Source organism: Mycolicibacterium hippocampi (assembly GCF_010723735.1).
Lineage (GTDB): Bacteria > Actinomycetota > Actinomycetes > Mycobacteriales > Mycobacteriaceae > Mycobacterium > Mycobacterium hippocampi.
In genome coordinates, this window is sequence record NZ_BLLB01000002.1 from 713,696 (window position 1) to 739,656 (window position 25,961).

The 25,961-nt window shown below is 65.3% G+C and carries 24 protein-coding genes; 12 read left to right on the forward strand and 12 right to left on the reverse strand.

Features of this window, described 5'->3' with window-relative positions:
- Window positions 1-14: 14 nt before the first annotated feature.
- Window positions 15-764, reverse strand: coding sequence for an RraA family protein (locus G6N53_RS04500; protein WP_237166404.1), 750 nt, complete (start codon window positions 762-764; stop codon window positions 15-17).
- 309 nt (window positions 765-1,073) lie between these two features.
- On the opposite strand from G6N53_RS04500, the gene G6N53_RS04505 reads away from it, so the two are divergent.
- The 5 genes from G6N53_RS04505 to G6N53_RS04525 all read left to right on the forward strand — a co-directional run bounded on the left by G6N53_RS04505 (window position 1,074) and on the right by G6N53_RS04525 (window position 4,516).
- The gene (locus G6N53_RS04505) at window positions 1,074-1,862 is read left to right on the forward strand and encodes an SDR family NAD(P)-dependent oxidoreductase (protein WP_163887420.1); all 789 of its coding nucleotides are present in this window, start codon (window positions 1,074-1,076) and stop codon (window positions 1,860-1,862) included.
- Window positions 1,863-1,954: 92 nt separating this feature from the next.
- Window positions 1,955-2,539 (forward strand): VOC family protein, encoded by a 585-nt coding sequence (locus G6N53_RS04510; protein WP_163887421.1) that lies wholly within the window; start codon window positions 1,955-1,957, stop codon window positions 2,537-2,539.
- Window positions 2,536-3,270 carry a hypothetical protein gene (locus G6N53_RS04515; protein WP_163887422.1) on the forward strand — a complete coding sequence of 245 codons (735 nt, stop codon included), beginning with the start codon at window positions 2,536-2,538 and terminating at the stop codon, window positions 3,268-3,270. The genes G6N53_RS04510 and G6N53_RS04515 overlap by 4 nt, the downstream gene beginning before the upstream one ends.
- A gap of 198 nt (window positions 3,271-3,468) precedes the next feature.
- Window positions 3,469-3,921 (forward strand): pyridoxamine 5'-phosphate oxidase family protein, encoded by a 453-nt coding sequence (locus G6N53_RS04520; protein ID WP_163887423.1) that lies wholly within the window; start codon window positions 3,469-3,471, stop codon window positions 3,919-3,921.
- A 136-nt stretch (window positions 3,922-4,057) separates the two neighbouring features.
- Entirely contained in the window at window positions 4,058-4,516 is a 459-nt protein-coding gene (locus G6N53_RS04525; RefSeq protein WP_163895465.1) for an acyl-CoA thioesterase, read from the forward strand.
- Between the two features lie 661 nt (window positions 4,517-5,177).
- Here the strand turns inward: G6N53_RS04525 and G6N53_RS04530 are convergent.
- From G6N53_RS04530 to G6N53_RS04565, 8 genes are all read right to left on the reverse strand, one after another.
- Window positions 5,178-7,847: a replicative DNA helicase gene (locus tag G6N53_RS04530; protein ID WP_205390288.1), complete on the reverse strand. Its 2,670-nt coding sequence runs from the start codon at window positions 7,845-7,847 to the stop codon at window positions 5,178-5,180.
- 497 nt (window positions 7,848-8,344) lie between these two features.
- A complete protein-coding gene (gene rplI, locus G6N53_RS04535) occupies window positions 8,345-8,800 on the reverse strand; it encodes a 50S ribosomal protein L9 (RefSeq protein WP_163887424.1) in 456 nt (151 codons plus the stop codon).
- A gap of 29 nt (window positions 8,801-8,829) precedes the next feature.
- On the reverse strand, window positions 8,830-9,093 hold the full coding sequence (gene rpsR, locus G6N53_RS04540) for a 30S ribosomal protein S18 (protein ID WP_159230485.1): 264 nt from the start codon (window positions 9,091-9,093) through the stop codon (window positions 8,830-8,832).
- Window positions 9,094-9,133: 40 nt separating this feature from the next.
- Complete coding sequence (locus G6N53_RS04545; protein ID WP_163887425.1) at window positions 9,134-9,652, reverse strand: single-stranded DNA-binding protein; 519 nt, start codon at window positions 9,650-9,652, stop codon at window positions 9,134-9,136.
- A 96-nt stretch (window positions 9,653-9,748) separates the two neighbouring features.
- Window positions 9,749-10,039, reverse strand: coding sequence for a 30S ribosomal protein S6 (gene rpsF, locus G6N53_RS04550; protein WP_003931678.1), 291 nt, complete (start codon window positions 10,037-10,039; stop codon window positions 9,749-9,751).
- An 84-nt stretch (window positions 10,040-10,123) separates the two neighbouring features.
- On the reverse strand, window positions 10,124-11,785 hold the full coding sequence (locus tag G6N53_RS04555) for a glycosyltransferase family 87 protein (RefSeq protein ID WP_237166406.1): 1,662 nt from the start codon (window positions 11,783-11,785) through the stop codon (window positions 10,124-10,126).
- On the reverse strand, window positions 11,782-14,244 hold the full coding sequence (locus G6N53_RS04560) for a transglycosylase domain-containing protein (RefSeq protein ID WP_163887426.1): 2,463 nt from the start codon (window positions 14,242-14,244) through the stop codon (window positions 11,782-11,784). The genes G6N53_RS04555 and G6N53_RS04560 overlap by 4 nt, the downstream gene beginning before the upstream one ends.
- Before the next feature lie 46 nt (window positions 14,245-14,290).
- Window positions 14,291-14,725 carry a DUF5318 family protein gene (locus G6N53_RS04565; protein ID WP_159230488.1) on the reverse strand — a complete coding sequence of 145 codons (435 nt, stop codon included), beginning with the start codon at window positions 14,723-14,725 and terminating at the stop codon, window positions 14,291-14,293.
- A 134-nt stretch (window positions 14,726-14,859) separates the two neighbouring features.
- Between G6N53_RS04565 and G6N53_RS04570 the strand changes: the two genes are divergently transcribed.
- The 3 genes from G6N53_RS04570 (at window position 14,860) to G6N53_RS04580 (ending at window position 17,541) form a co-directional block, all read left to right on the forward strand.
- Window positions 14,860-15,729, forward strand: a complete 870-nt coding sequence (locus G6N53_RS04570; RefSeq protein WP_163887427.1) for a DUF1707 domain-containing protein — start codon at window positions 14,860-14,862, stop codon at window positions 15,727-15,729.
- Window positions 15,730-15,847: 118 nt separating this feature from the next.
- Window positions 15,848-16,393: a PadR family transcriptional regulator gene (locus G6N53_RS04575; protein WP_163887428.1), complete on the forward strand. Its 546-nt coding sequence runs from the start codon at window positions 15,848-15,850 to the stop codon at window positions 16,391-16,393.
- A 68-nt stretch (window positions 16,394-16,461) separates the two neighbouring features.
- Window positions 16,462-17,541, forward strand: a complete 1,080-nt coding sequence (locus tag G6N53_RS04580; protein ID WP_163887429.1) for an inositol-3-phosphate synthase — start codon at window positions 16,462-16,464, stop codon at window positions 17,539-17,541.
- A gap of 82 nt (window positions 17,542-17,623) precedes the next feature.
- On the opposite strand, the gene G6N53_RS04585 is transcribed toward G6N53_RS04580, so the two are convergent.
- Window positions 17,624-18,148 (reverse strand): helix-turn-helix domain-containing protein, encoded by a 525-nt coding sequence (locus tag G6N53_RS04585; protein WP_163887430.1) that lies wholly within the window; start codon window positions 18,146-18,148, stop codon window positions 17,624-17,626.
- Window positions 18,149-18,212: 64 nt separating this feature from the next.
- Between G6N53_RS04585 and G6N53_RS04590 the strand changes: the two genes are divergently transcribed.
- The gene (locus G6N53_RS04590) at window positions 18,213-18,569 is read left to right on the forward strand and encodes a hypothetical protein (protein ID WP_163887431.1); all 357 of its coding nucleotides are present in this window, start codon (window positions 18,213-18,215) and stop codon (window positions 18,567-18,569) included.
- Between the two features lie 96 nt (window positions 18,570-18,665).
- Here the strand turns inward: G6N53_RS04590 and G6N53_RS04595 are convergent, their stop codons facing one another.
- A complete protein-coding gene (locus tag G6N53_RS04595; RefSeq protein WP_264065059.1) occupies window positions 18,666-19,892 on the reverse strand; it encodes an enhanced intracellular survival protein Eis in 1,227 nt (408 codons plus the stop codon).
- A gap of 64 nt (window positions 19,893-19,956) precedes the next feature.
- Here G6N53_RS04595 and G6N53_RS04600 point away from each other — a divergent pair, with 64 nt between their 5' ends.
- Window positions 19,957-20,853, forward strand: a complete 897-nt coding sequence (locus G6N53_RS04600) for an Rv0045c family esterase (protein WP_163887433.1) — start codon at window positions 19,957-19,959, stop codon at window positions 20,851-20,853.
- A 5-nt stretch (window positions 20,854-20,858) separates the two neighbouring features.
- Here G6N53_RS04600 and G6N53_RS04605 read toward each other — a convergent pair whose 3' ends face one another.
- Complete coding sequence (locus tag G6N53_RS04605) at window positions 20,859-22,766, reverse strand: cadherin-like domain-containing protein (protein WP_237166408.1); 1,908 nt, start codon at window positions 22,764-22,766, stop codon at window positions 20,859-20,861.
- A gap of 212 nt (window positions 22,767-22,978) precedes the next feature.
- Between G6N53_RS04605 and G6N53_RS04610 the strand changes: the two genes are divergently transcribed.
- On the forward strand, window positions 22,979-25,048 hold the full coding sequence (locus G6N53_RS04610) for a PhoX family protein (RefSeq protein ID WP_163887435.1): 2,070 nt from the start codon (window positions 22,979-22,981) through the stop codon (window positions 25,046-25,048).
- Window positions 25,049-25,135: 87 nt separating this feature from the next.
- The gene (locus tag G6N53_RS04615) at window positions 25,136-25,945 is read left to right on the forward strand and encodes an LLM class F420-dependent oxidoreductase (protein WP_163887436.1); all 810 of its coding nucleotides are present in this window, start codon (window positions 25,136-25,138) and stop codon (window positions 25,943-25,945) included.
- Window positions 25,946-25,961 lie beyond the last annotated feature (16 nt).

Below are 25,961 nucleotides of genomic sequence, written 5' to 3' on the forward strand. Positions count from 1 at the left end.
TTGAATATATGAATTCAGTGTGCGCTGCCGTACAGGTAGTCGATGAGTCGGTCGACCGGCTCGTCGGCATTCAGCAGGGCATCAAAACCAATTTCGGACGACGCGATCTGCTCTGCGCGCCGAAGCACGGCGTGAATGCGATCCCTTGGAATGCAACATATCCCGGTCTCATCGGCGACGATCAGATCGCCGGCTGTGACCCGGACATCGGATAGCCGGATCGTTCCGTTCACCTCGGTGGTGATGCTGCGCCACTTGCCGGTGATCGGAGTGTGATCACGCGACCACACCGGGAAGTTGAGTGAGCGCGACCTTCCAAGATCACGGACGCCGCCGTCGACTATCGCGCCCGCCAGCCCCTGTCGCTGGGCTACCGAGGCCATCAAGCCGCCCATGTTCGATACCTCGGCAAGCCCTTCGATGACCAAGATGTCCCCGGGGCTCGCAGTCCTCAGGGCAAGAATCTCGGCCATGCGCCAGTCCTTGTCGGACACCGCGGCGAACGCTGAACGCGACTGCGCCACATTTCGTACCGTCGTGGCGTTTCCGACGATTCGCCCCTTAGGTATAGACGGACTCAGACGTGACGTCGGGACCGCGCCGCGGACGCCGAGCTCGTCGAGCACATCGGAAACGGTGCTCGACAAGTCATCGAGAGCGAGGAAGCGCTGAATCGTCGTAGTGTCGGTCGATGGGAGCGGATCGTGAATCGTCGCCCAGTCGAACCTGACATTGTCGGAACCCTCACGCCTTTGATCCGTCATTTAGCCCTCTTCATTAGAAACCTCTGCACGACAACGGGTTCCGATGCACAGCCGCGTCATGCTGCCCGTAGCTCAACCATATCCGTAGCCGAGTCAACGTGCCCTTCGATCTTTGAATGACACCCATTCGGCATCCTTCTATGTCGCAGGTCAGCCCACGAGATCGAGCCGCCGTAGCACTTCGCGACGCTTGCCATGTAGATCTAAATCGCTTAGCGTCCAACATGACTCGTCGGTCACACCCGCGACTCTGCGTCTGCATATATCAGGACGCCATTAGAAGACGGAACTATCAACGGAGATGGGGATATGGACTACCTGCTTTCAGGCAAGACGGTGATCATCACCGGCGGGGCGTCGGGCATCGGGCTCGAGACTGCGAATCAGTTGCTTGCTGAGGGCGCCAACGTCCTGGCGGTTGACCTCGATATCGATCCCTTGGCGGCTCGGCAGGAGCCGCAGCTTCGTTCGTTCCAATGCGACCTCACGGATCCGGATTCGGCGCCGGCTGCGACCAGGGCAGCATTCGACGCCTTCGGCGCCATCGATGTCCTGATCTCTTGTGCCGGGATCGCGCCCGTTCGTAGCAGCGCGCTCGAGGGAAGCGACGCTGATTGGCGGCATACGCTCGATGTCAACTTTCTGAGCATCGTGCGAATGTGTCGTGAAGTGGTGCCTCACATGAAAGCCGCCAGCGGGGGATCGATAGTGAGCGTTGCTTCCGATGCCGGCCGGATGCCCGACCCCTTTTTCGCCGAGTACAACGTGTCCAAGGCGGCGATCCTCATGTTTATGAAGGCACTGTCGATTGAACTAGGTGGCGTGGGGATCCGCGCCAACACTGTCAGTCCCGGTCCGGTGCGCACACCGATGTGGGACCGGCCAGGCGGATTCGGGGACTCTGTCGCCGAGTCTTTCGGGATGGAGAAAGAAGCGGCGATCGAACACTTCGCCGTCAATGTCCGCAAACTACCCCTTGCCCGACTTGGCACGGTAGCAGAAGTGGCCGCGGTGAACCTCTTCCTCGCCAGCCCCCTGGCGTCGTTCGTCACAGGCGCTGACTACACGGTGAACGGCGGCAGCATTCCGACCGTTTGAAAATGAAACTCGTTCAAGCCAGGAAGCAGAGATCCGGCATGCGTGACCGCCGATCTGGTTGACGCGCAATCACGCCGGCGAACAAACACGAAATGGAAGTACACCAGATGACCCGAGCTATCCCCACTGCAACCAACGTCGACCATATTGGTTGGTCGGTTCCCGACCTCGACGCTGCCGTGTCGTTCTGCGTCGAGGTTCTCGGAGGGCAGGAGATCTTCAGAGTCGGGCCCTTCTCCGACCCCGCCGGCGACTGGATGTCTACACACTTTGACGTCGATGCCCGCGCCTCTGCTTCTCTTGCGCTCGTCAGGCTCGGCGCAACTCAGGTGGTGGAATTCATCGAATGGAACACCGCGAACCGTGAAGTGACATGGCCGCTGAACAGTGACGTCGGGGCGTCGCACCTAGCAATTCACGTGCGTGACATCGACGAAGCGATGCGATACCTGAACGAGCACGGATGCGCGGCGTGCGGCGACCCGCTCCTACTCGAAGGTGTGCCTCACGCCGGTGTGACGATCCTGTACGTCCGAACGCCCATCGGACTGCTGTTGGAGCTGGTGTCCCGTCCCGGCCATGACCTGCCCTACGAGGCCACCACTGATGCCCGACTGCTCGTACCGACGCAGCAGTGGAACAACGGACAATCTGTACCTCGAGAGGAACTGCCATGAGTGTGGAAATCGTCGACGGCCCGGATGTCGTCCCCCTCCCCCGAGAGATCATCAAGGACGCTCGAATGATGATCGTTGGCTACCGGCCGGCGGACCCAGCGGCGGCACGACGCGCCCTCCCGAAAGAGTTGGAACCCCATCCCGACGGCATCGTGCTACTCAACCTCTGGACCGCTGTGGACCCCGGCCTCTCCTCGGGGATGGGCACCTACGGGCGACTCTCGTGCGGGTACATCGCTCCCGAAGTCAGCGGATACGACACCCGGACCAGCGACGGGGAAACGACTGGGCATGGCCGCTTCTTCGCTCACCACTGGCTGGAGTCGGAGGGCATGCGGTTTTTCGCCGAGGCCTCATGCGGGAACCGCGCCGACATCGGATGGGTGGAGCAGACCGAGCCCCGACCCGGGGAACTGGTCCAGGAGCTATACGTGGATGGCAAGGTTGTGGTGAGAACGACCTCGCGCGTCGGCACTGAGAAGCTGGCGACGGTGGGCGGGCACTTGAACTACTTCACAAATTTCGCTGGCCCAGAAGATCGTGAACAAATTGCACGGGTGGCGGTACCGTTCGTCGCGGACGTGCGGGACGCTCAGGTCACGTCGATCGAATGGCTCTTCGATGCCGCTCATCCCGCGGCGGCGCTCGCCCCCGGCTCAGACCCGCATATCGCCAGTGTTCTCTACGGTGACGTCACCTGGGCACCGTTCACAGTAGCCGAAATACTCTGAGGTGTAGGCAACGTCAACTCATATCCGAGTCCAACGCAGTGGATCATCGAGGGCCGACATGACTCATCGCTCGCTACGCGAGGTCCCAAGCCACTCTGTCTTTTGGAACACTATTGGTACATCAGTCCCGCACTTGGCCGAAGCAGTTCAGCTTATAGCAAGTCCACGTTAGGTACGTATTTTGAGAGGTAGAGAACGATGGCTTATGACCTTCATCCAGAGGCCCGCGCACTCATCGAAACACGGCCGTGCGCCCATCTAGTCACGATGCGGCCTAACGGCCGCCCCCATGTGTCCTTCATCTGGATCGACGTGACCGATGACGGGCGCATCCAGTTCGGGACGCCTCCGTGGCGAGTCAAGGGGAAGAACCTGGCACACGATCCGAAATGTGTCCTCTCGATCCAGGACGATCAGAAGGGCGACAACGGGCTGTTCCGACACCTTCTCATCGATGGCGTCGCGTCGATCGACAACCATACCGAACGCGGGCAGAGATTCATGGAGCAACTATTCGAGAAGTACACAGGCACACCTGGTTTCGGTCTGAGTGAAGGCGGTCATCTTCTCGTCACCGTGGACATCACTCGTGTCTCCGGTGTTGGCCCTTGGCACACCGGTAAAACGACATCCTATGGAACCCCTATCTGAGCTGGCCCGTTCGTCGACCGCTGCACACTCACCCGGCCGATACGGGTCTACGATCTACCCGCAGGCCCAACATTGCCATACAGGAAGCGGCATTGCCTCAGTGGAAGCCAACCCCAGCAAGCCAAGCGCATTGATCATGACGGTGCTGATGACTCCCGACATGGCCAACTTCTCCGGCAACGTCCACGGCGGAGCCATCTTGAAGATCCTCGATCAGGTTGCCTACAGCTGTGCGAGTCGCTACGCAGGAACCTACGTCGTCACTCTGTCGGTCGACCGGGTGATCTTCCGTGACACCATTCACGTCGGCGAGCTCGTCACGTTTTCCGCGTCGGTGAACTACACAGGTCGCACATCAATGGAGATAGGAATCCGCATTGATACCGAGGACATCCGGGAAGGAACGACACGGCATACCAACAGTTCTTACTTCACGATGGTCGCCGTCGATGGCGACAATCAGCCTGTTCCAGTGCCGCCCCTGATACCCACGACGCCGACCATGAGACAGCGTTACGAGTCCGCACGTCTCCGCCGGCGTGCGCAACGTCAACAGTTCGAGAGCCCGCACGCCTGCGGCCATGATGTTACTTAGCGCCAGCTGCACTGGGATATCCTACGGTTCGTGCATGCAGAGCATCCGCCGGATGCACTAAGACACATACGGCTACGGGTGTGTGTGGGTATCGGCCTGAACCGGCACTAGTTTCATGCCGGCTTCATGTTGAAGACATCCCGGCGGGGACGCCCGGAGTTGAGAGTTGTAGGCAGTTTCGTGTTCGGCCGGGGGAGGTCCTCTGGGACGCTATGCATGCGGCGGTTGTTGTACCAGCCGACCCATTCCATCGTTGGGGACTCGCCATCGTCGATGACCCGCAGCGGCCCAAGTCGAAACGGGCCACCCAGACCGATTGCCTCTCTCGAACAACCCGATCGTGGTGTCGGCCAACGCGTTGTCGTAGGCGTCACCGACATTGCCGCCGCTCACATGTACCCGAACGGGTACTTGAACCCCGAGATCCCGGCCCCTCCGGCACAGGTACTCAAACCGTCGACACGCGGTGTAAGGCCCCTGGCGCGGAGACCTCGCGTCGTAACTCAGCGCCCAACCAACGGTCTGTGTGCTTCATGCCGGCGCGCCGCGATGGGGATCGGTCGCCTTTCAGTCGCAATTCTCACTTCCATGTCCAATTGGACATCGTGTGGACATTTCACTTGAGAATTGGACATAAAGGTTGAGAATCCACAATCTTCGCCTACTGCTTGGCCATATTGGCAAATCGCGACAAATGCAGTTGGTGCGCAACGGTTATCGTCTTCGTCGGGCCGTTACGGTGCTTTCCGAGAATCAGGTCTGCTTCCCCGCCGCGCGGGTCGTCCCGATCGAACGCGTCCGGTCGATGCAACAGGATGACCATATCCGCATCCTGTTCGAGACTGTTATGCAAGCTAACTAAATTGGCGACGAAATTGTGTGTGCCGCTTACCGTTCCGTCGTAGACATCCTGTTCACCGATGCTGGTGATGTCGACAATCGTGTCCCAGTAGACATCGTTGGTGGCGAGGTCATGGAGATCACGGTCTTCGAGCACCGCCGCAGCCCGGTGCAGCCTGCCGCGGCTCGGCGAGTGCTTCCACATTGTCGAACCGCAGAACTTGGTGTTCATCGCGGTGGCGAACTGGCGATGCGTCATTTGACGTTCGGTCAACGCTGTCCGCACCCCGGCCCACACACCCGCGGGGACCGTGTCTGCGTTGGGATTGCGCACGATTCCCTGGAGGTTCGCCAGAACCTCCTTGGCTGCATCGGCTTTAACGCCGTGCACACCGATGCCTCCTAGGAACTTGGACTGGCTCTCAGCACCGGCGATTGTCAGGTGCCAGGAATCCCGATAGCCGGCCTTCTTCGCGCGGTAGACCCTGGACGCGATTCCGAATCGCAGCAGCAACTGCATCACATCGTCAACCAGGCGCCGGCTGGTCGAGGCGTAGTAGACACGTCCGATGCCCAGCTTCGCATCCCACCGCACCGAGCCGTCGGTCGCCCAGAGGTGGCGCAGGAACAGCGCCACCTGGTCGTTCGGCAACGCGAACACCTCTGCCGGAACGAACTTCTCGTAGCTGCGCTTGCCGAACAGGCCCAGCTTGTCCAGCCAGGCGGCGATCGGATTGCGCTTGCCGTGGGTCAGGCGGTACGGCGCCGGAAGCCGCAACGTCGTCACTCGAGCCGCGGGATATTCGTCCCGGATCGGCGTCACGTCGAAATGCGCCGCGGAGATCTCGACCGCCGCCAGGTTCGCCTCGTCGACGCTCGCGTACCGGACCGGCTGGCGCTTCACGCACGACCCGTCACCGATCATGTGCGCCAACATCACGACTTCGGAGTCGTGCATCCGCTCGGTCTGCACCGGCTCAGGCACCCGGCGCGGGACTGCCACCCGGGCACCGACCGACAACTCGCCCAACGGAGTCCAGCCGTCAAACGTCATGAACGGATGGTTGGCTGTGGCCTCCACCTCCCGCCCCGACGCCAAACGCACCTTGAACACTTCTTTGTGTCCGCTGTAGAAGACGTTCGTCATCGGCCGCGCGACCATCCGTTTGCGGTCGTCGACCGACCACACCAGCGGCCGTTCGCCAGTACGCATCAGCTCGCCGAACGTCACCTCCGCACCCGTGTCCGCACGGAGGATTCGGGTGTTCGCAGTCAGGCATCCCGACTCGCGAAGGTCGGACACCATAGGCTTCTTGTCGGTGCGCTGCTCAGGCCCACGGTTCAGCTGGCTGATCGCCACCACCGGCACTTCGAGTTCCTTGGCCATCAGCTTGAGGCTGCGGGAGAAATCCGAGACCTCCTGCTGGCGTGACTCGTACTTCTTGCCCGACGACATCAGCTGCATGTAATCCACGACGATCAACCGCAGACCGGCCTTTTGCGACAACCGTCGCGCCTTGGCGCGGATCTCCATCATCGTCAGGTTCGGCGAATCGTCGATGAACAACGGGGCTTCGCTGATCTCGCTCATCCGGCGCGCGAGCCGCGTCCAGTCGTCGTCGCTCATCCGGCCGGAGCGCATGTCGGCGAGCTTGATCTTGGCCTCTGCCGACAACAGCCGCATCACGATCTCGGACTTGCTCATCTCCAGGCTGAAGATGACGCTGGGCAACTGGTTCTTGATCGAGCACGAGCGCATGAAGTCCAGGCCGAGCGTGGATTTCCCGACGCCGGGTCGAGCCGCGATGATGATCATCTGCCCGGCGTGCAAACCGTTGGTCACCTCGTCGAGTTCGACGAACCCCGTCGGCACACCGCGGGACATGCCGCCCGAGGACGCGATCGCGTCGATCTCGTCCATCGTGGGCTGCAGCAGTTCCTCGAGAACCACGAAGTCCTCGGACGCCCGCCGCTCGGTGACGTCGTAGATCTCGGCCTGCGCCCGGTCCACGACGTCGGTGACGTCCGCGCCGTCAGCGCCGGCATAGCCGTACTGCACGACCCGGGTACCGGCCTCCACGAGGCGACGCAGCAGCGCCTTCTCGGCCACGATCTCCGCGTAGTAGCCCGCGTTGGCCGCCGTCGGCACTGTCGAGATCAGGGTGTGCAGATAAGGGGCTCCACCGACGCGCCGCAGCATTCCGCGGCGGTCCAGCTCCGCGGCCACGGTGACGGCATCGGCGGGCTCCCCACGCCCGTACAGGTCCAGGATCGCGTCGTAGACGATCTGGTTTCCGGGCTTGTAGAAGTCACCCGGCCGCAGCTTCTCGAGCACGTCGGCGACGGCGTCCTTGCTCAGCAGCATCCCGCCGAGCACCGCCTGCTCGGCAGCGGGATCCTGCGGGGGCTGGCGACCGAAATCCTCGTTCGGCGGGGCATCCTGCTGCCTCGAGGAACCTCCGGACCGCCCCAGGTCATCTACGACAGCCACGCAGCGCCTCACCCTCCTGATCGCGATCGAACTCACATTCGATATGCGGCATGCTGCGACTCTAAGTCCGAGCCCCGACAAGCCCCCCGTTCGGGACCCCGTCCGTTCCCGCGAGGGCCAACGCTAGACGTTGCTGTGGGGGAATCAAGTCGACCCTGTTAGTGGGCTTGTGGATGGAGTGTGCATAGGTCCGGTCAGGGATGTTGAGTCGCTGTGGACAACCTGTGGATCAACGGCGTCGTCAACCACGTTTACGCAGATGAACGCACCATAGGCCGAGGTGAGAACTGGGGATGGGAAATTGGTCGGCGTGTCGTGTTCGGTTTCGGTTTCGGGCGTGTTGTGTTTCGCGCCGGGACCGCGCAGGTTAACAGCCGGTTAGGTTCGCTGTAGGTCATTTCCCGGGGAGAGTTCGCCACCGGGTACAGCAACAGCCGGGTGAAGGCCATTGCTGGCCACCACCCGGCTGTTTCAGAGCTGGTGCTGCTAGCCCGCGACTAGCGCGCCACCACGTTCAGCGATACCTCGGCATCGACGCTCGGATGCAACCGCACCTCGACGGAGTGCGTGCCGATCGTCTTGATGTGCGCCTTGGGCAGGTTCACGGTCCGCTTGTCGAGGTTGGGCCCGCCGGCCTTCTTGATCGCCGCGACGACGTCGGCGGCGGTGACGGAGCCGAACAGCTTGCCGGAATCGCCGGCGGCCTTCGCGGTCAGCTCGACGGTCCCCAGACCCTCGATCGCCTGCTTGATCTCGTTGGCGTGCTCGAGGTTCTTGACGCCCTTGAGTTCCTGGGCGCGGCGGATGTCCGCAGCCTGGCGCTCAGCGCCGCGGGTCGCGACGATGGCCATCCCGCGGGGCAGCAGGTAGTTACGGCCGTAGCCGTCCTTCACCTCGACCGGATCTCCGGCTACGCCGAGGTTCTCCACCTCGGTGGTCAGAATCAGTTTCATGTGTTTCGTCCTGTCTGGGCTTCTCGCGCTTACCGCGTCGACGAGCTGAACGGCAGCAACGCAACCTCGCGGGCGTTCTTCACCGCGATCGCGATATCACGCTGGTGCTGAACACAATTGCCGGTCACCCGGCGGGCGCGGATCTTGCCGCGCTCACTGATGTAGGTGCGCAGCAGCTGCGTGTCCTTGTAGTCGATGTTCTGCAGCTTGCCCTTCTTGGAGCAGAACACGCACTTGCGGGTCTTGACCGGCTTTTCCGGAGCCGGACGCCTCTTCGTGGAGGACTTGGCCATGTCTATCTCTTTCTAGAAATCACTGATGAATTGGGTTGATTCAGAAGGGCGGTTCGTCGTCGGTGCCACCGAACGAACCCGACGCGGGCGCACTGCCCCACGGGTCGTCCTTGGGCGCCTCGGCTGCCGGGCGGGAGTTCGCGGCCGCGCCGCCACCACCACCGCCGCCGAAACCGCCGCCACCGCCGCCGCTGCGGCTGGCTTTGTTCACCTTGGCCGTCGCGTACTTCAGCGACGGACCGATCTCGTCGACCTCGAGCTCGACCACCGTGCGCTTCTCGCCCTCGCGGGTTTCGAACGACCGCTGCTTGAGCCGGCCGCTGACGATGACCCGCGAACCGCGCACGAGGCTCTCGGCCACGTTCTCGGCAGCTTCGCGCCAGATGTTGCAACGGAGGAACAGCGCTTCGCCGTCCTTCCACTCATTGGTCTGACGGTCGAACATCCGGGGCGTCGACGCGACCGTGAAGTTCGCGACGGCCGCGCCCGACGGCGTGAACCGCAGTTCGGGGTCAGCGGTCAGGTTTCCGATGACCGTGATGATGGTGTCACCAGCCACGAGGTCCTCCTGGGATCGGTTTTCTGCTCTTCGCGCAAGCGCTCATCGCCGGCGTTGGGCGCGAGCCTACGCAGAGACTCCGACGTACGGCAGCACTTAGTGCTTGTCGGTCCGCATCACCTTGGTCCGCAGCACGGACTCGTTCAGGTTCAGCTGACGGTCGAGCTCGGACACCGTCGCCGGCTCCGCCTTCACGTCGACGATCGCGTAGATGCCCTCGGCGTGCTTGGCGATCTCGTATGCCAGCCGTCGGCGTCCCCAGATGTCGACCTTGTCGACAGAGCCGCCATCCTTGCGGATCACGTTGAGGAACGTCTCGAGCGACGGAGCTACGGTGCGCTCGTCGAGAGTGGGGTCGAGGATGACCATGATTTCGTATGGACGCATGTGGAACCCATCACCTCCTATGGTCGTGTGCGGCCACGGACTGTCCGTGGCAGGAGGGTCGCCTGCGTCGGCAACCGGGCCAGGTTACCCGAACCCACGCTGATCTGCGAAATCGCCGGCGGCTGGCCCGCGGATCGGGCGCGCTCGACGACCGTGACGGTGCTCGAGCGCGCCGAATTCGCCCGGCCGCGGCTGCAGCCAGTCCGGTAGCCACCGCGGCGGCGCGTCCGGCGCCCGGTCGAACACCCCGCCCGCCGGGTCGTCGTCGACACCGTCGCGGCGCACCAGGTCCAGCTCGGGGCGGTAGATCTGGCGGATCACCAACGCGCACAGCGTGATCACCGCGATGTCACGGAGCAGGACGGTCGCCGTGAACGCCTGCTCCGGCAGACCCATGTTCTGTTCACCGAACAGGTACAGCATCCGCGGAACCCAGACCAGCATGTCGATCGTCATCCACGCCAGCAGGATCCGCCGGTGCGGCAACGCCAACACCGCCAGCGGCACCAGCCACAGCGAGAACTGCGGGCTCCACACCTTGTTGGTCAGCAGGAACGCCGCCACCACCAGGAACGCCACCTGCGCCACCCGCGGCCGCCGAGCAGCCGTCAGCACGATGTAGCCGATGACGATGCAGCACGCTGCGAACAGTGCCGCACTCACCGCGTTCAGCACCACCGGTGGCTCCCAGAACCCGAGGTCGGTGTCGAAGCCGCGCCAGCCGGTGAACGACTTCACGACATTGTAGATCGAATCCATGTCGTCGCCGCGACGGGTGTTGAGCCGGAAGAACTCCGACCAACCGCGCGGGAAGAGCACCATGATCGGCAGGTTGACCAGCAACCAGGCAACCACCGCGGCGAGCACCGTCTTGCCGGCCTCGCGTAATCGTCCCGTGCGCAGCGCCAGCAGCACCAACGGGATCAGCAGCAGCAGCGGGTAGAGCTTGGCCGCCACCCCCAACCCGATCAGCGCGCCGGCCAGCACCGGTCTTCGCCGCGCCCACGCCAGCAACGCTCCCGCCGCGAAAGCCGTTGCCAGAGCATCGAAGTTGGTGAAGATCTGGAAGATCACGATCGGTGAGGCCGCGACCAGCGCGGCGTCCCAGATGCGTCGCGGGCCTGCCAGCATCGCCGTCGCCCACAACGTCGTCAGCCAGGCCAGCGCCAGGCCGAACGCCGCGATGTTGAAGAACATCACCACCTCGGCGACGATCGGCACCGACACCAGCTTCGTCAGGGCCGTGTAGGTCTTGGCCAGCGACATCGACAGGTACTGGTAGACACCGGTCAGCACCGGATACTCCATGTAGCGCACGGCCGGGCTGCCGTCGTACTGGACGTGGGGCTTGCCGTCGCCGTCGGTCTCCACCCAGCTGGACTTGTAGGGAAACCTGCCCAGATTCAACAACTCCGCCGTGTACAACGGCACCGTGTCCGAGTAGCACAGCTGGTAGTAGGCCCGCTGGTTCTCCCAGTTGCCCACCCGCTGATCGGCCGCGCCGGTTCCGGTGGTCTGCAGGCACGCCGCCTTGGTGGAGTAGCCGAGCGCCAGGAACACCAGCGCGATGAGCAGCATCGCCCGCAGCGGCGTCAGGAACCGGGCACGCCCGATCAGCGCGTGGCGGCCGACGGGGCCGCCGATGGTGCCGGACAACGCGGCACCGATGGTGTCGGTACGGCTGGGCAGATCACGGTCGTCGAGGCTCCGCGGGCTGCCCGCCGGTCCAGGCCCCGGTTCGGTCACGGGGGCGGCGGAGGACCTGGCGGCGGCACGCCGGGTGGCGGGAGTCCGGGCGGCGGGAGTCCGGGATCCGGCGGTGGGGCGCCCGGAGCCACGGGTACCGGCTCAGGCCCTGGCGGGGCTCCGACCGGAGCGGGCGGCGCGGCCGGCACCGTCGTCGGCGGGCCCCACGGGATGGTGATTCCGGGGGCGATCTCCAGCGTCGGCTGGATCACCGTCTCCGACGCCGGCGGCGGGGGCTCGGTCTCGGTTGGTGAAGGCGGCGGTGGCGGCGCCTGCGGCACCCCGGCGTAGCCGCCGATTTCGTCGGGCTCGGGGAACGACTCGTCGTCGGTACCCTCGAGCGCACCGTCCATCGTGGACTTCCAGATCTGCCCGGGCAGCCCCGAGCCGTACACCGACGAGCCCGACGCGGTCACGAGTGGCTTGGTGCCCTCGGTGGTGCCAACCCACACCGCGGTCGACAGCGACGGCGTGAAGCCGACCATCCACGCGTCGCGGTTGGCACCGGTGTCGCCGAGCTGGTTGGTGCCGGTCTTGGCGGCCGACGGACGCCCGCCCGCGAGCGACCGGCCGGAGTACCCGGCGATCGGCTGCATGGCCGCGGTGACGTTGTCGGCGACGTTCTTGTCGATGCGCTGTTCGCCGGAGTTGTCCTCCTGAGTGGCGTCGAACAGGACGTCACCCTCGGCGTTGACGACTCTCTGCACGAAGTGCGGCTTGTGGTAGACGCCCGAGGCGGCCAGCGTCGCGTAGGCAGACGCCATGTCGATCACCCGTGACTGGTACTGACCCAGCACGATGCCGTTGTTCGGCGGGCCGCCCTGGCCGTCCTCGGAGAGCGTGTGTTCCACCCCGGGGATGCTCTCGGCGATTCCGGCCTGGTGCGCGGCGTCAGCGACGTCCTGCGGGCCGTTGTCGAGTTGCAGCATCAGCCGGTAATAGCTGGTGTTCAGCGATCGCTTCAACGCCTCGGCGATGTTGCAGGTACCGCAGCCACCGCCTTCGACGTTGGTGATCTCGATGCCGTTGACGCTGAGCGGCGAGCTGTCCACCTGATAGCCCAGCCCCATGCCCTGCTGCAGCGCGGCGACCAGCGCGAACACTTTGAACGACGACCCGGTCGGCAGGCCGGCCTGCGCGAAGTCGAAGCCGGTGGCGTCCGACCCGCCGTAGTATGCCTTGACCCCGCCGGTCCTCGGATCGATGGACACCACCGCCGACCGCATGTCGGGGTCCTGGCCGTCCAGGTACTCCTCGACCGCGTCCACCGCGGCGGCCTGCGCCTGCGGATCGATCGTCGTGGTGATCTGCAGGCCCTCGGTGTTGAGCGTCTGCTCGTTGATGTTGAAGATCTCGAGCAGTTCGTCGATCACCTGGCGTTCGATCAGACCGTTGGGTCCGGTGGTCTGGTTCTGCATGCTCGCCAGGTCGGGCGGGATCGTCGGCGGATACACCTGCGCGTCGCGGTCGGCCTGCGACAGCGCACCGATCTCCACCATTCCGTCGAGAACCCAGTTCCACCGCACCGCCGACGCCTCCGGATCCACGGCGGGATCCAGCACCGAGGGCCGTTGGATGAGTGCGGCCAGCAGCGCACCCTCGGCGACGTTGAGTTCCTCGACCGGTTTGTCGAAGTAGGCCCGCGACGCGGCCGCCACCCCATAGGCGCCGCGGCCGAAGTAGATGATGTTGAGATACGACTCCAGCACCTGGTCTTTGGACCATGCGCCGGCCATCTTGGTGGAGATCACCAGTTCCTTGGCTTTGCGGACCAAGCCGCCGACGCCGGAACGCGCGTCGCCCACCAACGCGTTCTTGACGTACTGCTGGGTGATCGTCGACCCGCCCTGCAGATCCTCACCGAAGATGTTGTTCTTGGCGGCGCGCAGGAACCCGGTCAGGGAGAAGCCCGGGTTGGAGTAGAAGTCCCGGTCCTCGGCGGCCATCACCGCGTCACGCACGTGCACCGGGATCTGGTCGATGTTGACGTCGATGCGGTTGCCCTCGGGCGGAACGATCTTCGACAGCTCGCTGCCGTCACTGGCCAGAATCGTCGACACCTGCGCGGTGCGGATGTCGCCCGGCTTGGGGACGTCGACGATCATGTAGGCCATACCGAAGGTCAGCAACGGCAGCACGATCAGCACGACCACCGCGGCGGCCAGACCGCGTCGCACCCACTTCCAGTTCACCTCACGGCGATGACCCGGGGGTTGGTCTGATCCGCCCCCGGTCGGTCCACCGCCGCCGGGCGGGCGGCCCGGTGGCGGCGGCTGCTTGGGCGGGGAGCCGTCGAGCGCGCGCTTGACCGCATCGATCGGGTCACGCAGATGCGCCGGGGTGCCTTCCCGTACCGGGGGCAGGATCGCGGTCTGCCGGTCGTCGGGGGCGCGGTGGTGTGGACGGCGCGGCGGACCGGCGTCTCGGTGCGGGGGTCTCGCGCTCACGCCTTCAGCCATCTGCGCCTTCCGGGCGTCGTCGGCTGACCGGTCGTGGCGCCCTTCGCTATTCACTGGCCGTGCGCGCACGACCGCGCGCCGTCTGGGTGCCTCGCGGTCCGCGCGAACCCTTCGGGGGTGGCACTTCTCCGAGCTTGTACGACTTGACCAGATGGTTCCAGCTGCAGGTGCGGCACACCTCCACCACGTGGACGGAGAACTCGTCGTAACGGGTTGCCAGCATCACCAGCTCCTCTGCGGTGCGCGCCGAACCGGAGACCGCACCCAGGTGCTCGCCGAACACCCAGGACACCAAGGTCAGCTGTTCCTTTCGGCAGATCGGGCAGATCACCGAGCTGGGCTTGCCGTGGAACTTCGCGGCCCGAAGCAGATACGGATTGGCGTCGCAGACCTCCGTGACGCCGGTGCGCCCCGAATAGACCTCGGCCAGCAGGGACCGTCGCCGCAGGGCGTAGTCCACCACCTGTCGCTGCAGTCGCACGAGGACCAGAGTACGTCGACCCCACAACCACCGAGGCGTGACGTGCGTCCCGGGAGCGCTGCGATCCAGTTCGTCGACGGTTCAGATCGCGCCTGGCCTGCGCCGTCGCCGGGCGAACTCTTACGATCATCGGCGTGGCTCCGGGCAGCTCGACGCGGCGGACTTCGTCGACACGCGCAAAAGACAGCGACCGCAACGACACGTGCCAGATCCTCGACACCGCGCTGGCGGAAGGCCAGCTGTCGATGGCCGAGCACGGCGAGCGGGTGAAGGCCGCGACCACAGCCGCGACGCTGGGCGAACTGCAGCACCTGATCGCCGACCTGCAGACCGCCGCCTCGCCCGTGCAGTTGCCCGACCTGAGCAGCCGCCGGCTCCCCACGATGCCGGGCGGCTGGGGATTGCGCGCCGCGGCCGCCGGGGTGCTGGTGGTGCTCGGCATCGCCATCGGCTGGGGGTTGTACGGCAACACCCCCTCACCGCTGAACTTCACTTCCGACCCGGGCGCCAAGTCGGACGGCATCACGGCCAAGGTGCTCACCCCACCCCGGCAGCTGCATTCGCTGGGCGGTCTCAACGGCCTGTTCGAGCAGATGGCCCAGAAGTGGGGCGACACCATGGGGTACTCGCTGACCGTCTACCCGGACTACGCATCCCTGGAGCGTCCCGATCCGGACGACGAACGGCGGGTGTTGCGGTACGTCTACCGCGGCGGCTGGGGCGACCCGTCGTCGTCGGCCAGGGACGACGGGGACGTGCTCGTCGACCTGTCGGCCTTCGATGTGCCGACGATCGTGGGGATCATCCGCGGAGCGCCGGAAACGCTCGGCATCAAGGCCGACGACGTTGACAACGTCTACCTGTCGATCGATCCGAGCAGCGATCAGACGGCGGCTCCCGGGACCGTCGACCTCGCCGTCTACGTGTCCAGCGAGTTCGGCAGCGGCTACCTCGAGATGAACCCGGACGGCACCCTCAAATACGTCAACTACCCCAGTAACTGACCGTCGCCGGCGGTGGACTGGTGGCACCGATGTAGCGGCGAATATATCGGCGCGATACACTTGCCCGACGTGTTGAGCTGTCGTAGCGACGGCCCGGTTGTGCGAGGAGGTGGCCCGCTTGCTCGAACTTGCCGTTCTGGGCCTGCTGCTCGAATCCCCGATGCACGGCTATGAGCTGCGGAAACGGTTGACGGGCCTGCTCGGTGCGTTCCGCGCCTTCTCCTACGGCTCCCTCTATCCGGCGTTGCGGCGGATGCAGGCCGACGGCCTGATCGCCGAGGACTCGGCCCCGGAGGGCACCGTGAAGGTGCGCCGGGCCCGCCGTGTCTATCAACTGACCGACGCCGGCAAGCAACGCTTCACCGAGTTGGTGGCCGATACCGGACCGCAGAACTTCTCCGACGACGGCTTCGGGGTTCACCTCGCGTTCTTCAACCGCACCCCCGCCGAGGCGCGGATGCGGATTCTCGAGGGCCGACGTCGTCAGGTGGAGGAGCGCCGGGAGGGCCTGCGTGAAGCAGTCGCACGGGCAAGCAATTCGTTCGATCGGTACACCCGTCAGCTCCACCAGCTCGGGCTGGAGTCCAGCGAGCGGGAAGTCAACTGGCTCAACGATTTGATCGCGGCCGAGAAGTCGGCACAGGGACGTGCAGAGCAGACCTGAGCACGTCGGCAAGCACAGCAGTGAGCAGTACCAAACAGCAGTCGGAGTAGGACAAGAGGAGAAACGTCATGACCGCAAGCAATGACGTCCGGGTCGCGATCGTCGGCGTGGGCAACTGCGCGTCCTCGCTCGTGCAGGGCGTGCAGTACTACAAGGACGCAGACGAGAACGCCAGCGTTCCCGGCCTGATGCACGTCAAGCTCGGCCAGTACCACGTGCGCGACGTGAAGTTCGTCGCCGCGTTCGACGTGGACGCCAAGAAGGTCGGCTTCGACCTCTCCGAGGCCATCTTCGCCTCCGAGAACAACACCATCAAGATCGCCGATGTGCCGCCGACCGACGTCGTGGTGCAGCGCGGCCCGACGCTCGACGGCATCGGCAAGTACTACTCCGAGACCATCGAAATCTCCGATGCCGAGCCGGCCGACGTCGTCAAGGCGCTCAAAGACGCCAAGGTCGACGTGCTGGTCTCCTACCTGCCGGTGGGCTCCGAAGAGGCCGACAAGTTCTACGCCCAGTGCGCCATCGACGCCGGTGTGGCGTTCGTCAACGCGCTGCCGGTGTTCATCGCCTCGGACCCGGTGTGGGCCAAGAAGTTCGAAGACGCCGGCGTCCCGATCGTCGGCGACGACATCAAGAGCCAGGTCGGCGCCACCATCACCCACCGCGTGATGGCCAAGCTGTTCGAGGACCGCGGCGTACAGCTCGACCGCACCATGCAGCTCAACGTCGGCGGCAACATGGACTTCCTCAACATGCTCGAGCGGTCGCGGCTGGAGTCCAAGAAGATCTCCAAGACCCAGGCCGTCACCAGCAATCTGCAGCGCGAGTTCAACACCAAGGACGTCCACATCGGACCGTCCGATCACGTGGGCTGGCTCGATGACCGTAAGTGGGCCTACGTCCGCCTGGAAGGCCGCGCCTTCGGCGACGTGCCACTGAACCTGGAGTACAAGCTCGAGGTGTGGGACTCCCCCAACTCCGCCGGGGTGATCATCGACGCCGTCCGCGCCGCGAAGATCGCCAAGGACCGCGGTGTCGGCGGCCCCGTCGTCGCCGCCTCGGCCTACCTGATGAAGAGCCCCCCGCAGCAGCTGGCCGACGATGTCGCGCGCACGCAGCTGGAGAACTTCATCGACGGCAAGTAGTCGTTTCCGCCGGAACTGTATTCCAGCACAGCCTCTCTCGAAATTCTTCGGCTGGAATACAGTTCCGGTGACAATCGGAAACTCAACGATCCGGCATCAGGATCGTGGTCAGCATGCGGCGGATTCGCCGCGACGAACGCTTGTTCGCCATCCGGGCAGTCAGCGACTCGGCGAGCTCCCGTCGTAGCTCGTCGAGTTCATCGTCGCTCAACCACAACGCCACTTGGCTGTAGCTCACGCCGTCACCCACCAGATCGACCTCGGGTCTGTCGAGGTACCGGTCGAAATCCGCCAGCAGCGTCGCCACGAAAACGGTGAATGCCTGCCGATGCTGCTCGGTCGACATCGTGCGGAGAGTTTCCGGCGCGACGACTGCGTTGGGGAAGTCGAGTGCGTATCGCCGTTCGACGGCCCCACGGACCCGGGTCTCGCCGGTCACTGTCAGAACTCCCCCGGCCGAGAGCTTTGCGACGTGTCGATAGAGAGTCGCGACCGGGATGTCACCGAGCCGGGCGGTGAGTTCGCCCGTGGTGAGTTCGCTGCCGTCGAGCAGCGCCTGGACAATCCGGATACGGACCGGGTGCAACAGCAGGTCATCCGACGCCATCCCGCAAGTATGCGCCACTGCTATCATTATCAATATCGATAACAGTTCGAAGGGATTGGTACTTATGGCCGAGATTCGCCGCGCAGACGGCTACCTGCATGTCGTCCTGGCACCGCTGGAAAAGGTCGCGGCCCTGCACGGAAACGTCCGGGTGCCGCTGGCGTCGGTGACATCCGTGACTGTGGCCGACCGTCCGTTGGAGGACGTGAAGGGTCTCCGGTCACCGGGATTGCACATTCCGGCCCGCACCAAGATCGGCACATGGCGCCGCGCAGGTCGGCGGACATTCGCAGTCGCGCGGGCCCGGCAAACCGCCGTCCGGATCGAGCTGACCGGTGAGCGGTACGACACTCTGGTCGTCAGCGTGCCCGACGCGGCAACGGTCGCCCAGGAGCTCCGCACGGCGCAGGCGAGCCCGTAGTGCCAGGTATCGCCTTCCGCCGGAACGGTATTCCAGCACGGCCTCTCTCGAGATTCTCCTGCTGGAATACCGTTCCGGCGAAGGTCTAGGGGAGGTCTAGAAGCCGTAGCCGAGCTCGGCCGGGACGTCGGTGGCGAACGCCGCATCCAGACCCGCCACCACCGCGGAGTCGCTGCAGCGCAACCGTTCCGCGGTCGCGAACGCCGATGGCCGATGAGCGCCCATGTACAGGCTGCCGAGCACCGAGAGATCCAGGTGCGCGTCGGCGGGGGCGTCGGTGGGCACACACCGGACCCGGCCGCCTCTGACCTCCAGCGCGAACCTGCCGCCACCGCCCAGCACCCCGTCGGAGACGTCGAGCACCACGGACAGTTCCGCCGAATAGCTGCGTGCCTGCAGCACCGCGGGGATGTCGATCATCCGCAACCACAGGGCGTCCTCGACACCGGTGGTGCGCACCAGCCGGTGATCGGTCAGCAGGTAGGGCAGCACGTCGTCTCGGGTGGTCGCGACGTTGATCGTCGCCATCAGGTCCATTCCGAGAAGGGCACGCCACAGCGCGATGTGCGCCTGCGGTGTCACCGCGGTGAGCTTGGTGACCTCCACCGTGCTCTTCTGATCGCCGCTGTGTACCCGGTACATCGCGAAGCCGTCGGCGTGCAGCAGACAGAAGTACGCGCTGCCGCCGCCGCGGAAGATTTCACGGTCGGCCAGCACCTCGTCCCACAGCGCACGCGGACTGTGCAGACCGCCGGGAGTCTGCAGCCGCCACCGCTCATAGATCTCCTCGAGTTTGTCCCGGTGCTCGGCTGCGCGGACGACGCGCACACCCCCGGGGTCGGGCACTCCGTGGTGGAAGCCGGCGGCACGCCGGTCGACCGACCGCCGGTGCAGCACCGCTGCCGGCCCGTAGCCGAACCGACCGTAGATACCGGCCTCGCTGGCCTCCAGGCCGGCCAGCGGGTACGACTTCGCGGCCATGCGGGCGTGCAACTCCTCGAACATCTTTCGCAGCGCCCCGCGCCTGCGGTGGGTGGGCAGGACCGCCACCCAGGAGACCCCCGCCATCGGCAGCACCGTCCCGCCCGGCACCGTCACGCTCAGGTCCAGGAACACCGCCGTCCCGACGACGTCGGGACCGTCGCACGCGACGACGGCACTGCCCGGCGGCATCATGCTGCGCCACGCCTCGACGGCTTCCGGCGGTTGCCATACGCCGAAACACGTTGCGGCGACCAGCGCCATCGCCGGCCAGTCCGCCTCCTCGACGCTGCGGACGGTCAATTCGTTCTGAGTTCGCGAGGTGTGCGAGGTGTCAGCCACACCCCAGACGGTGACACATGAGGTGCGCTCACCGCACCTGAGTTTCCCCCGGTAGGGTCGCACCATGGACGATGCCGACGACGAGCTGGCCAGCCTCTCAGAGTTCATCTTTCTCAAAGAGAACGCCCGCCAGGCCGATGTCACCGGGCCGCTGCCGAGCGCGACGCGGGTCGACGCCGGCCCGGTGAGCGCGCTGAAGTTCGGCGACGACGCACCGCGCGTGGTCTTCCTGCACGGCGGCGGTCAGAACGCCCATACCTGGGACACCGTCGTCATCGGACTCGGGCTGCCCGCGTTGTCGGTGGACCTGCCAGGGCACGGCCGCTCTGCGTGGCGCGAGGACGGCGACTACGGGCCGCACCTCAACGCGGTCGCCGTCGAACCGGTGATCCGGGAGCTGGCACCGGACGCCGAACTCGTCGTGGGCATGTCGCTGGGCGGGCTGACCGCGCTGCGCCTGGCCGTCGCCGCACCCGAGCTGGTGCCGAGGCTCGTCCTCGTCGACGTCACCCCGTCGGCGCCGGAGCGGCACAACGAGATGACCGACGCCCAGAAGGGCACCGTCGCCCTCGTCCAGGGTGACCGCACCTTTCCCACTTTCGACGCGATGCTCGAGGTCACGGTCGCGGCTGCCCCGCATCGAGACCGGGAGTCATTGCGGCGCGGCGTCTTCCACAACGCGAAGCGGCTGGATGACGGAACCTGGACCTGGCGGTACGACACGATCCGCAAGGGTGAGGGCTTCGAGGGCCTCTGGGACGACGTCCCCAAGCTCACCACGCCGACCACGTTGATCCGGGGCGCGAACTCGTTCTTCGTCAATGACGACGATGCGCGCGAGTTCGCCCGCATCGCGCCGGGCTTTCAGGGTGTGCACATCGTCGAGGACTCCGGGCATTCGGTGCAGAGTGACCAGCCGCGCGCGCTGATCGAACTGCTGCGGGGAGTGCTTGCCGACTGATCCGCTCAGCGCTTGGCGGACAGTGTCTTTCGTCGCCGCAGTCCGACGACGAGCAGACCGCCGAAAGCAGCCGCGTACGGCGGTGACTGAGGCATGACGACGTTGTAGCCGAGATCCTCGAGGATCCCGAGCTCTATCGCACTCAGCACCCGAATACCCAGCCCGGTACCCGTCGCCGCATTCATCAGCATCTGGTTGTCGCCGGTGAAGGTGTCGTCATCGAGGTGACTCATCGAGCTGCCCCCCGACCAAGGATCGGGGGTGAACAGCGGAACGAGCCCGCCATAGGCGGCGATGGCGTTGGCGCCCCCGAAGAACAGCCCGCCATCGTCCCCGATCAGCTTGGGGTCGTCGGAGCTCCGCCACCGGTAGAAGGCGCCGATCGGCCTGATGCCTTCCTCGGTGACGAGGAACCTGTCGAAGAACGCCCAGTTGCGTTCGGTGTTCTCACCGGGCGGTTCCGCATTCGACAGGAACCCGAACGAATGCAGCAGTTCGTGGATGGCAGTCGAGACGAAGTCGTACTCTTCGCTTCCGACCTCCTCAGCGAGGCCCCACGAATAAGCCGACCAGTTCCAGTCGATCTCGCCGTCGGCTTGCGCACCGTTGGAATCGATGCCCGTCACCAGCTTGTTCTGCACCACCGTCCGCCAGTAGCCCGCGGCTGTGCTGACCAAGTCGCTTCCTGCGCTGGCCAGAACGTGTTCCCGTTCGTCCAGACCGACGTTGTAGGTCAGTGTCACCGGGGACGTGACGAGGAAATACTCGGTCATCTGATCGGCCACCTCCCGAAGCGCCAGCTGGCGCTCGGGCGTCCAGCCTGCTCCGCCGTCGGTGAACGTGAAGTCGAAACTGATGGCGCGCTGGTTGATCAGCGAGTTCGCGCGCGTTCCGAGCGGCCGGAACAGATCGAGCAGATTGATGTGCAGGCCCACGTCGATCGCGACGACGCGGAAGGTGTCGACGCCGTCGAAGTCGGAATCCGGTGTGTAGGTGTAAGTGCCGTCCTCGTTGAGCGCGAGCGAGCCCATCTTGGGTGCACTGGTCAGCCGGTAGACGAGTCGGTCGCCCTCGGCGTCCGTCGCACCTATCGTGCCGGTGATGGGGCCGGTGAGCCGGCCGCTGATCTGGATCGGCGCCACCGTCGGCGCCTGGTTGAAGAACGTCCGCCGAAGTGCCAGGAACGAGGATTCCAGCTCAGCCTTCCGCTCGTCGTCGACGTCCAGTGAGTCGATCCACGCCTGGTTCCTGGCGGCCCAGTCGTCCATGACCTGGGCGACAACCTCATCCCAGCTGCGCCGCGGCGCCAGCGCCGGCGGCACCGGAACCGGTTCGGCAGCCGTCTCGTCTGTCGACGTGGTCAACTGCGCTACCGACGAAGCGGCGCCGGTCGACTGCGGTGCCTGCAAAGGACGGGTGCTGTCGATGACGGGCTGCTCAGCCGTCGTGGCGTCGACGACATCGGCCGCGGATTCGTCAGCGCGGCTGTCAGGTTCGGAGTCGCCGGTTACCTGGTCGTTCTCGTCGTCGTCGAGATCGACCTCGGCGGCGTCGTCGTCATCAACGTCGTCAACGTCATCAGTGTCATCGGCCGCGTCGGAGCCGTCGTCATCGGCGTCGTCGTCACCGGCGTCGGCGGTGCTGTCGACACTCGGTGACCTTTCCTCGCCTCCGGCCGAACGCTTCGCGGCTCCCGAGGACGCCCCGGCGTCCGAACCCGATTCACTCGACGATGCGGAGGCGGACTCCGAGCTGTCGGCGGTCGCGACCCCGACCTGCGGTCCTGTCAGTGACAGGCCCCAGAGCGCCGCACCCATTCCCGCAGAGGCCACGCCGAGCTGCAGCCATCGCCTGACGGCAAAACCCTCGGCCCGACGTCCGCGTTTCACAGCCTTCTTCACCGCTGCAGCCACTATTGACTCCCCCGTAAACCCCGCTGTTTTCAGCAGACTACGCGCGCGCATCGGTTTGCTGAGCAAATCTGCCGAGGAACTTTTGTGCCAATGTGCGCGGTCAGGCACCGTTCACCTGTTGGTCGCCCTGTGCTCGCCCTGCTGCCGTAGCTTTCCGCTGGTCCTGGCCGACTGCCCCGGCCGGAGTCGACCGTGGAAGGAATCGGACCGTCATGTCGCTTGTGCCGCTCAACCTGTTCGTCAACCACAACGGAAAGTCCAAGCGACAGCACATCACCTGCGTGTACAAGTGCGGTGACGCCTGCTCGAAGCCGGCGCCCAACCGCAGCGACAACGAGTACTTCGGTGACATCGCGAAGGCGGTGTCGAGACGGTCGATGCTGCAGGTCGGCGGTGTCGCTGTGCTGGCAGTCGGCGCGGGCTCGGTGCTCGCCGCCTGCTCGTCGGACACCCAACCGGCCGAGACGTCGACGTCGTCCGCCGCGCCCGCCGAACCCCCTGCGGGCATGAACTTCTCCTCAGTGGCGCCGAACAGTGAAGACCTCGTTGTCGTTCCTGAGGGCTACGAGCAGGCCGTCGTCATCAGATGGGGCGATCCGGTGCTGCCCGACGCACCGGAGTTCGATGTGGCGGCGCAGACCGCGGCCGCGCAACGGCGCCAGTTCGGCTTCAACAACGACTTCGCGGCCCTGCTGCCGGTTGATGGTGCACCGAACCGCTTCCTGTTGGTCGTCAGCCACGAGTACACCACTGAGCAGTTCATGTTCCCCGGATACGATCCGGACGCGCCCACCCGTGAACAGTTCGACATCGCTATGGCGGCACACGGACTCAGCGTGGTCGAGGTCGAGCGCACTTCGGATGGTCTCAAGCCCGTGATGGGGCGCTACAACCGGAGAATCACCGGCGATGACCCCTTCACCCTCGCAGGTCCGGCGGCCGGCAGTGAATTCGTCAGGACCGAGGCCGACCCGACGGGCCGCGCCGTGGCAGGGACGCTGAACAACTGCGCTGGCGGCGTTACTCCCTGGGGCACCGTGCTTTCCGGCGAGGAGAACTTCAATCAGTACTTCGGGGTTCCGGACGGGACGCCGGAACCACCCCCGACCGTCGCGGACCAGATGGACCGTTACGGCATCTCCTGGGAGCCCAGCGAACGCGTCTGGGAAACCTTCGATCCCCGCTTCGACCTGTCGGCCACACCCAACGAACCCAACCGGTTCGGCTACATCGTCGAGGTCAACCCCTGGGATCCCGCGTCGACGCCGGTCAAACACACAGCGATGGGTCGCTTCAAACACGAGGGTGCCACCATCCACGTCACCGACGACGGCACGGTGGTCGCCTACACCGGCGACGACGAGCGCTTCGACTACATGTACAAGTTCGTGTCGTCCAAGAAGATGCAGTCGGGAACAGACCCAGCCGCGATGGCACACAACATGACGATCCTCGACGAAGGCACCCTGTACGTGGCCAAGCTCTCCAGCGATATTCCGGCCGCGGAGATCGACGGTTCCGGAGAGCTTCCGGCGGCGGGTTCGTTCGCAGGCAGCGGCACTTGGATTCCGTTGCTGCGCAGCGGCCCTGACGGTCAGGGTGAATCCCTGGTAGCGGGTGTCACGGCGCAGGAGGTCGCGGTGTTCACCCGGCTGGCCGCCGACAAGGCCGGGGCCACCAAGATGGACCGTCCCGAGGACTTCGAGGCCAACCCCAAGACCGGAAAGGTCTATGTGGCGTTGACCAACAACAGCAAGCGTGGCGCATCCGGTGAGCCCGGACCCGACGCCGCCAACCCCCGCAACGACAACAAGAGCGGGCAGGTCCTCGAGATCACCGACGACCACGCCGGCACGGCGTTCACCTGGAACCTGCTGCTGGTGTGCGGTGACCCGGCCGCCGCCGACACCTACTACGGCGGATTCGACAAGACCAAGGTCAGTCCGATCTCCTGCCCGGACAACCTTGCCTTCGACAGCCACGGCAACCTGTGGATCTCCACCGACGGGAACGCCCTGGACTCCAACGACGGCTTGTTCGCCGTGGCGCTGGAAGGGCCGAACCGCGGCGAGACCAAGCAGTTCCTGACCGTGCCGATCGGTGCGGAGACGTGCGGGCCCATCATCAACGACGACCTCGTCACGGTCTGCGTGCAGCATCCCGGTGAGAACGACGACAGCAGCATCGACAACCCGCAGTCGCGCTGGCCGGAGGGTGGGAACGGCACGGCGCGGCCTGCCGTGGTTGCGGTGTGGAAGAACAGCGGCCAGATCGGCGTCTGAGCGCTTGCGCGAAGACCAAACAGCGGCGTCTGAGCGCTTGCGCGAAGACCAAACAGCGGCAGTGAGATTTCGGGCTACGTTGGGATCATGACTTCCTCCACCCGCCGCATCCGGATCGGCGTGCAACTGCAGCCCCAGCACGCACCTGTGTACACCCACCTGCGCGACGCCGTGCGTCGCTGCGAGGACATGGGCGTGGACGTCGCCTTCAACTGGGACCACTTCTTCCCGCTGTACGGCGACCCGGACGGGGCGCACTATGAATGCTGGACGATGCTGGGCGCCTGGGGCGAGCAGACGTCGCGCATCGAGATCGGCGCGCTGGTCACCTGCAACTCCTACCGCAACCCCGAGCTGCTGGCCGACATGGCCCGCACCGTCGACCACATCTCCGACGGCCGGCTCATCCTCGGCATCGGATCGGGTTGGAAGCAGAAGGATTACGACGAGTACGGCTATGAGTTCGGCACCGCCGGCAGCCGCCTCGACGACCTGGCCGAGGCGATGCCACGCATCGAGGCCAGGTTGGCCAAGCTCAACCCGCAGCCGCTGCGCGAGATCCCGATTCTGATCGGAGGGCAGGGCGAGAAGAAGACCCTGCGGATGGTCGCCGAACACGCCCACATCTGGCACGGGTTCACCGACGCCACGACCTACCCGGCCAAGGCCGAGGTGCTCGATCGCCACTGCGCCGACGTCGGCCGCGATCCGGCGGCGATCGAGCGCTCGTCCGGAGTGCCCGAGGGCAGCGTCGACGCCGCACTCGCCGGCGCGGAATCGCTCGTCGGCCTCGGCGTGACGCTGTTGACGGTCGGGGTCAACGGACCCGACTACGATCTGACCGTCGCGCAGGCGCTGTGCCGCTGGCGGGACGAGCGCCTCGCCGACGCGGGCTGAACCTGCGGGCTGAACC

Bases quoted from the DNA above. Each gene is read 5' to 3' on its own strand.
- G6N53_RS04500 (WP_237166404.1), bottom strand. From the start codon at position 764: ATGACGGATCAAAGGCGTGAGGGTTCCGACAATGTCAGGTTCGACTGG.
- G6N53_RS04505 (WP_163887420.1), top strand. From the start codon at position 1,074: ATGGACTACCTGCTTTCAGGCAAGACGGTGATCATCACCGGCGGGGCG.
- G6N53_RS04510 (WP_163887421.1), top strand. From the start codon at position 1,955: ATGGAAGTACACCAGATGACCCGAGCTATCCCCACTGCAACCAACGTC.
- G6N53_RS04515 (WP_163887422.1), top strand. From the start codon at position 2,536: ATGAGTGTGGAAATCGTCGACGGCCCGGATGTCGTCCCCCTCCCCCGA.
- G6N53_RS04520 (WP_163887423.1), top strand. From the start codon at position 3,469: ATGGCTTATGACCTTCATCCAGAGGCCCGCGCACTCATCGAAACACGG.
- G6N53_RS04525 (WP_163895465.1), top strand. From the start codon at position 4,058: ATGACGGTGCTGATGACTCCCGACATGGCCAACTTCTCCGGCAACGTC.
- rplI (WP_163887424.1), bottom strand. From the start codon at position 8,800: ATGAAACTGATTCTGACCACCGAGGTGGAGAACCTCGGCGTAGCCGGA.
- rpsR (WP_159230485.1), bottom strand. From the start codon at position 9,093: ATGGCCAAGTCCTCCACGAAGAGGCGTCCGGCTCCGGAAAAGCCGGTC.
- rpsF (WP_003931678.1), bottom strand. From the start codon at position 10,039: ATGCGTCCATACGAAATCATGGTCATCCTCGACCCCACTCTCGACGAG.
- G6N53_RS04560 (WP_163887426.1), bottom strand. From the start codon at position 14,244: ATGGCTGAAGGCGTGAGCGCGAGACCCCCGCACCGAGACGCCGGTCCG.
- G6N53_RS04580 (WP_163887429.1), top strand. From the start codon at position 16,462: ATGACCGCAAGCAATGACGTCCGGGTCGCGATCGTCGGCGTGGGCAAC.
- G6N53_RS04585 (WP_163887430.1), bottom strand. From the start codon at position 18,148: ATGGCGTCGGATGACCTGCTGTTGCACCCGGTCCGTATCCGGATTGTC.
- G6N53_RS04590 (WP_163887431.1), top strand. From the start codon at position 18,213: ATGGCCGAGATTCGCCGCGCAGACGGCTACCTGCATGTCGTCCTGGCA.
- G6N53_RS04600 (WP_163887433.1), top strand. From the start codon at position 19,957: ATGGACGATGCCGACGACGAGCTGGCCAGCCTCTCAGAGTTCATCTTT.
- G6N53_RS04610 (WP_163887435.1), top strand. From the start codon at position 22,979: ATGTCGCTTGTGCCGCTCAACCTGTTCGTCAACCACAACGGAAAGTCC.
- G6N53_RS04615 (WP_163887436.1), top strand. From the start codon at position 25,136: ATGACTTCCTCCACCCGCCGCATCCGGATCGGCGTGCAACTGCAGCCC.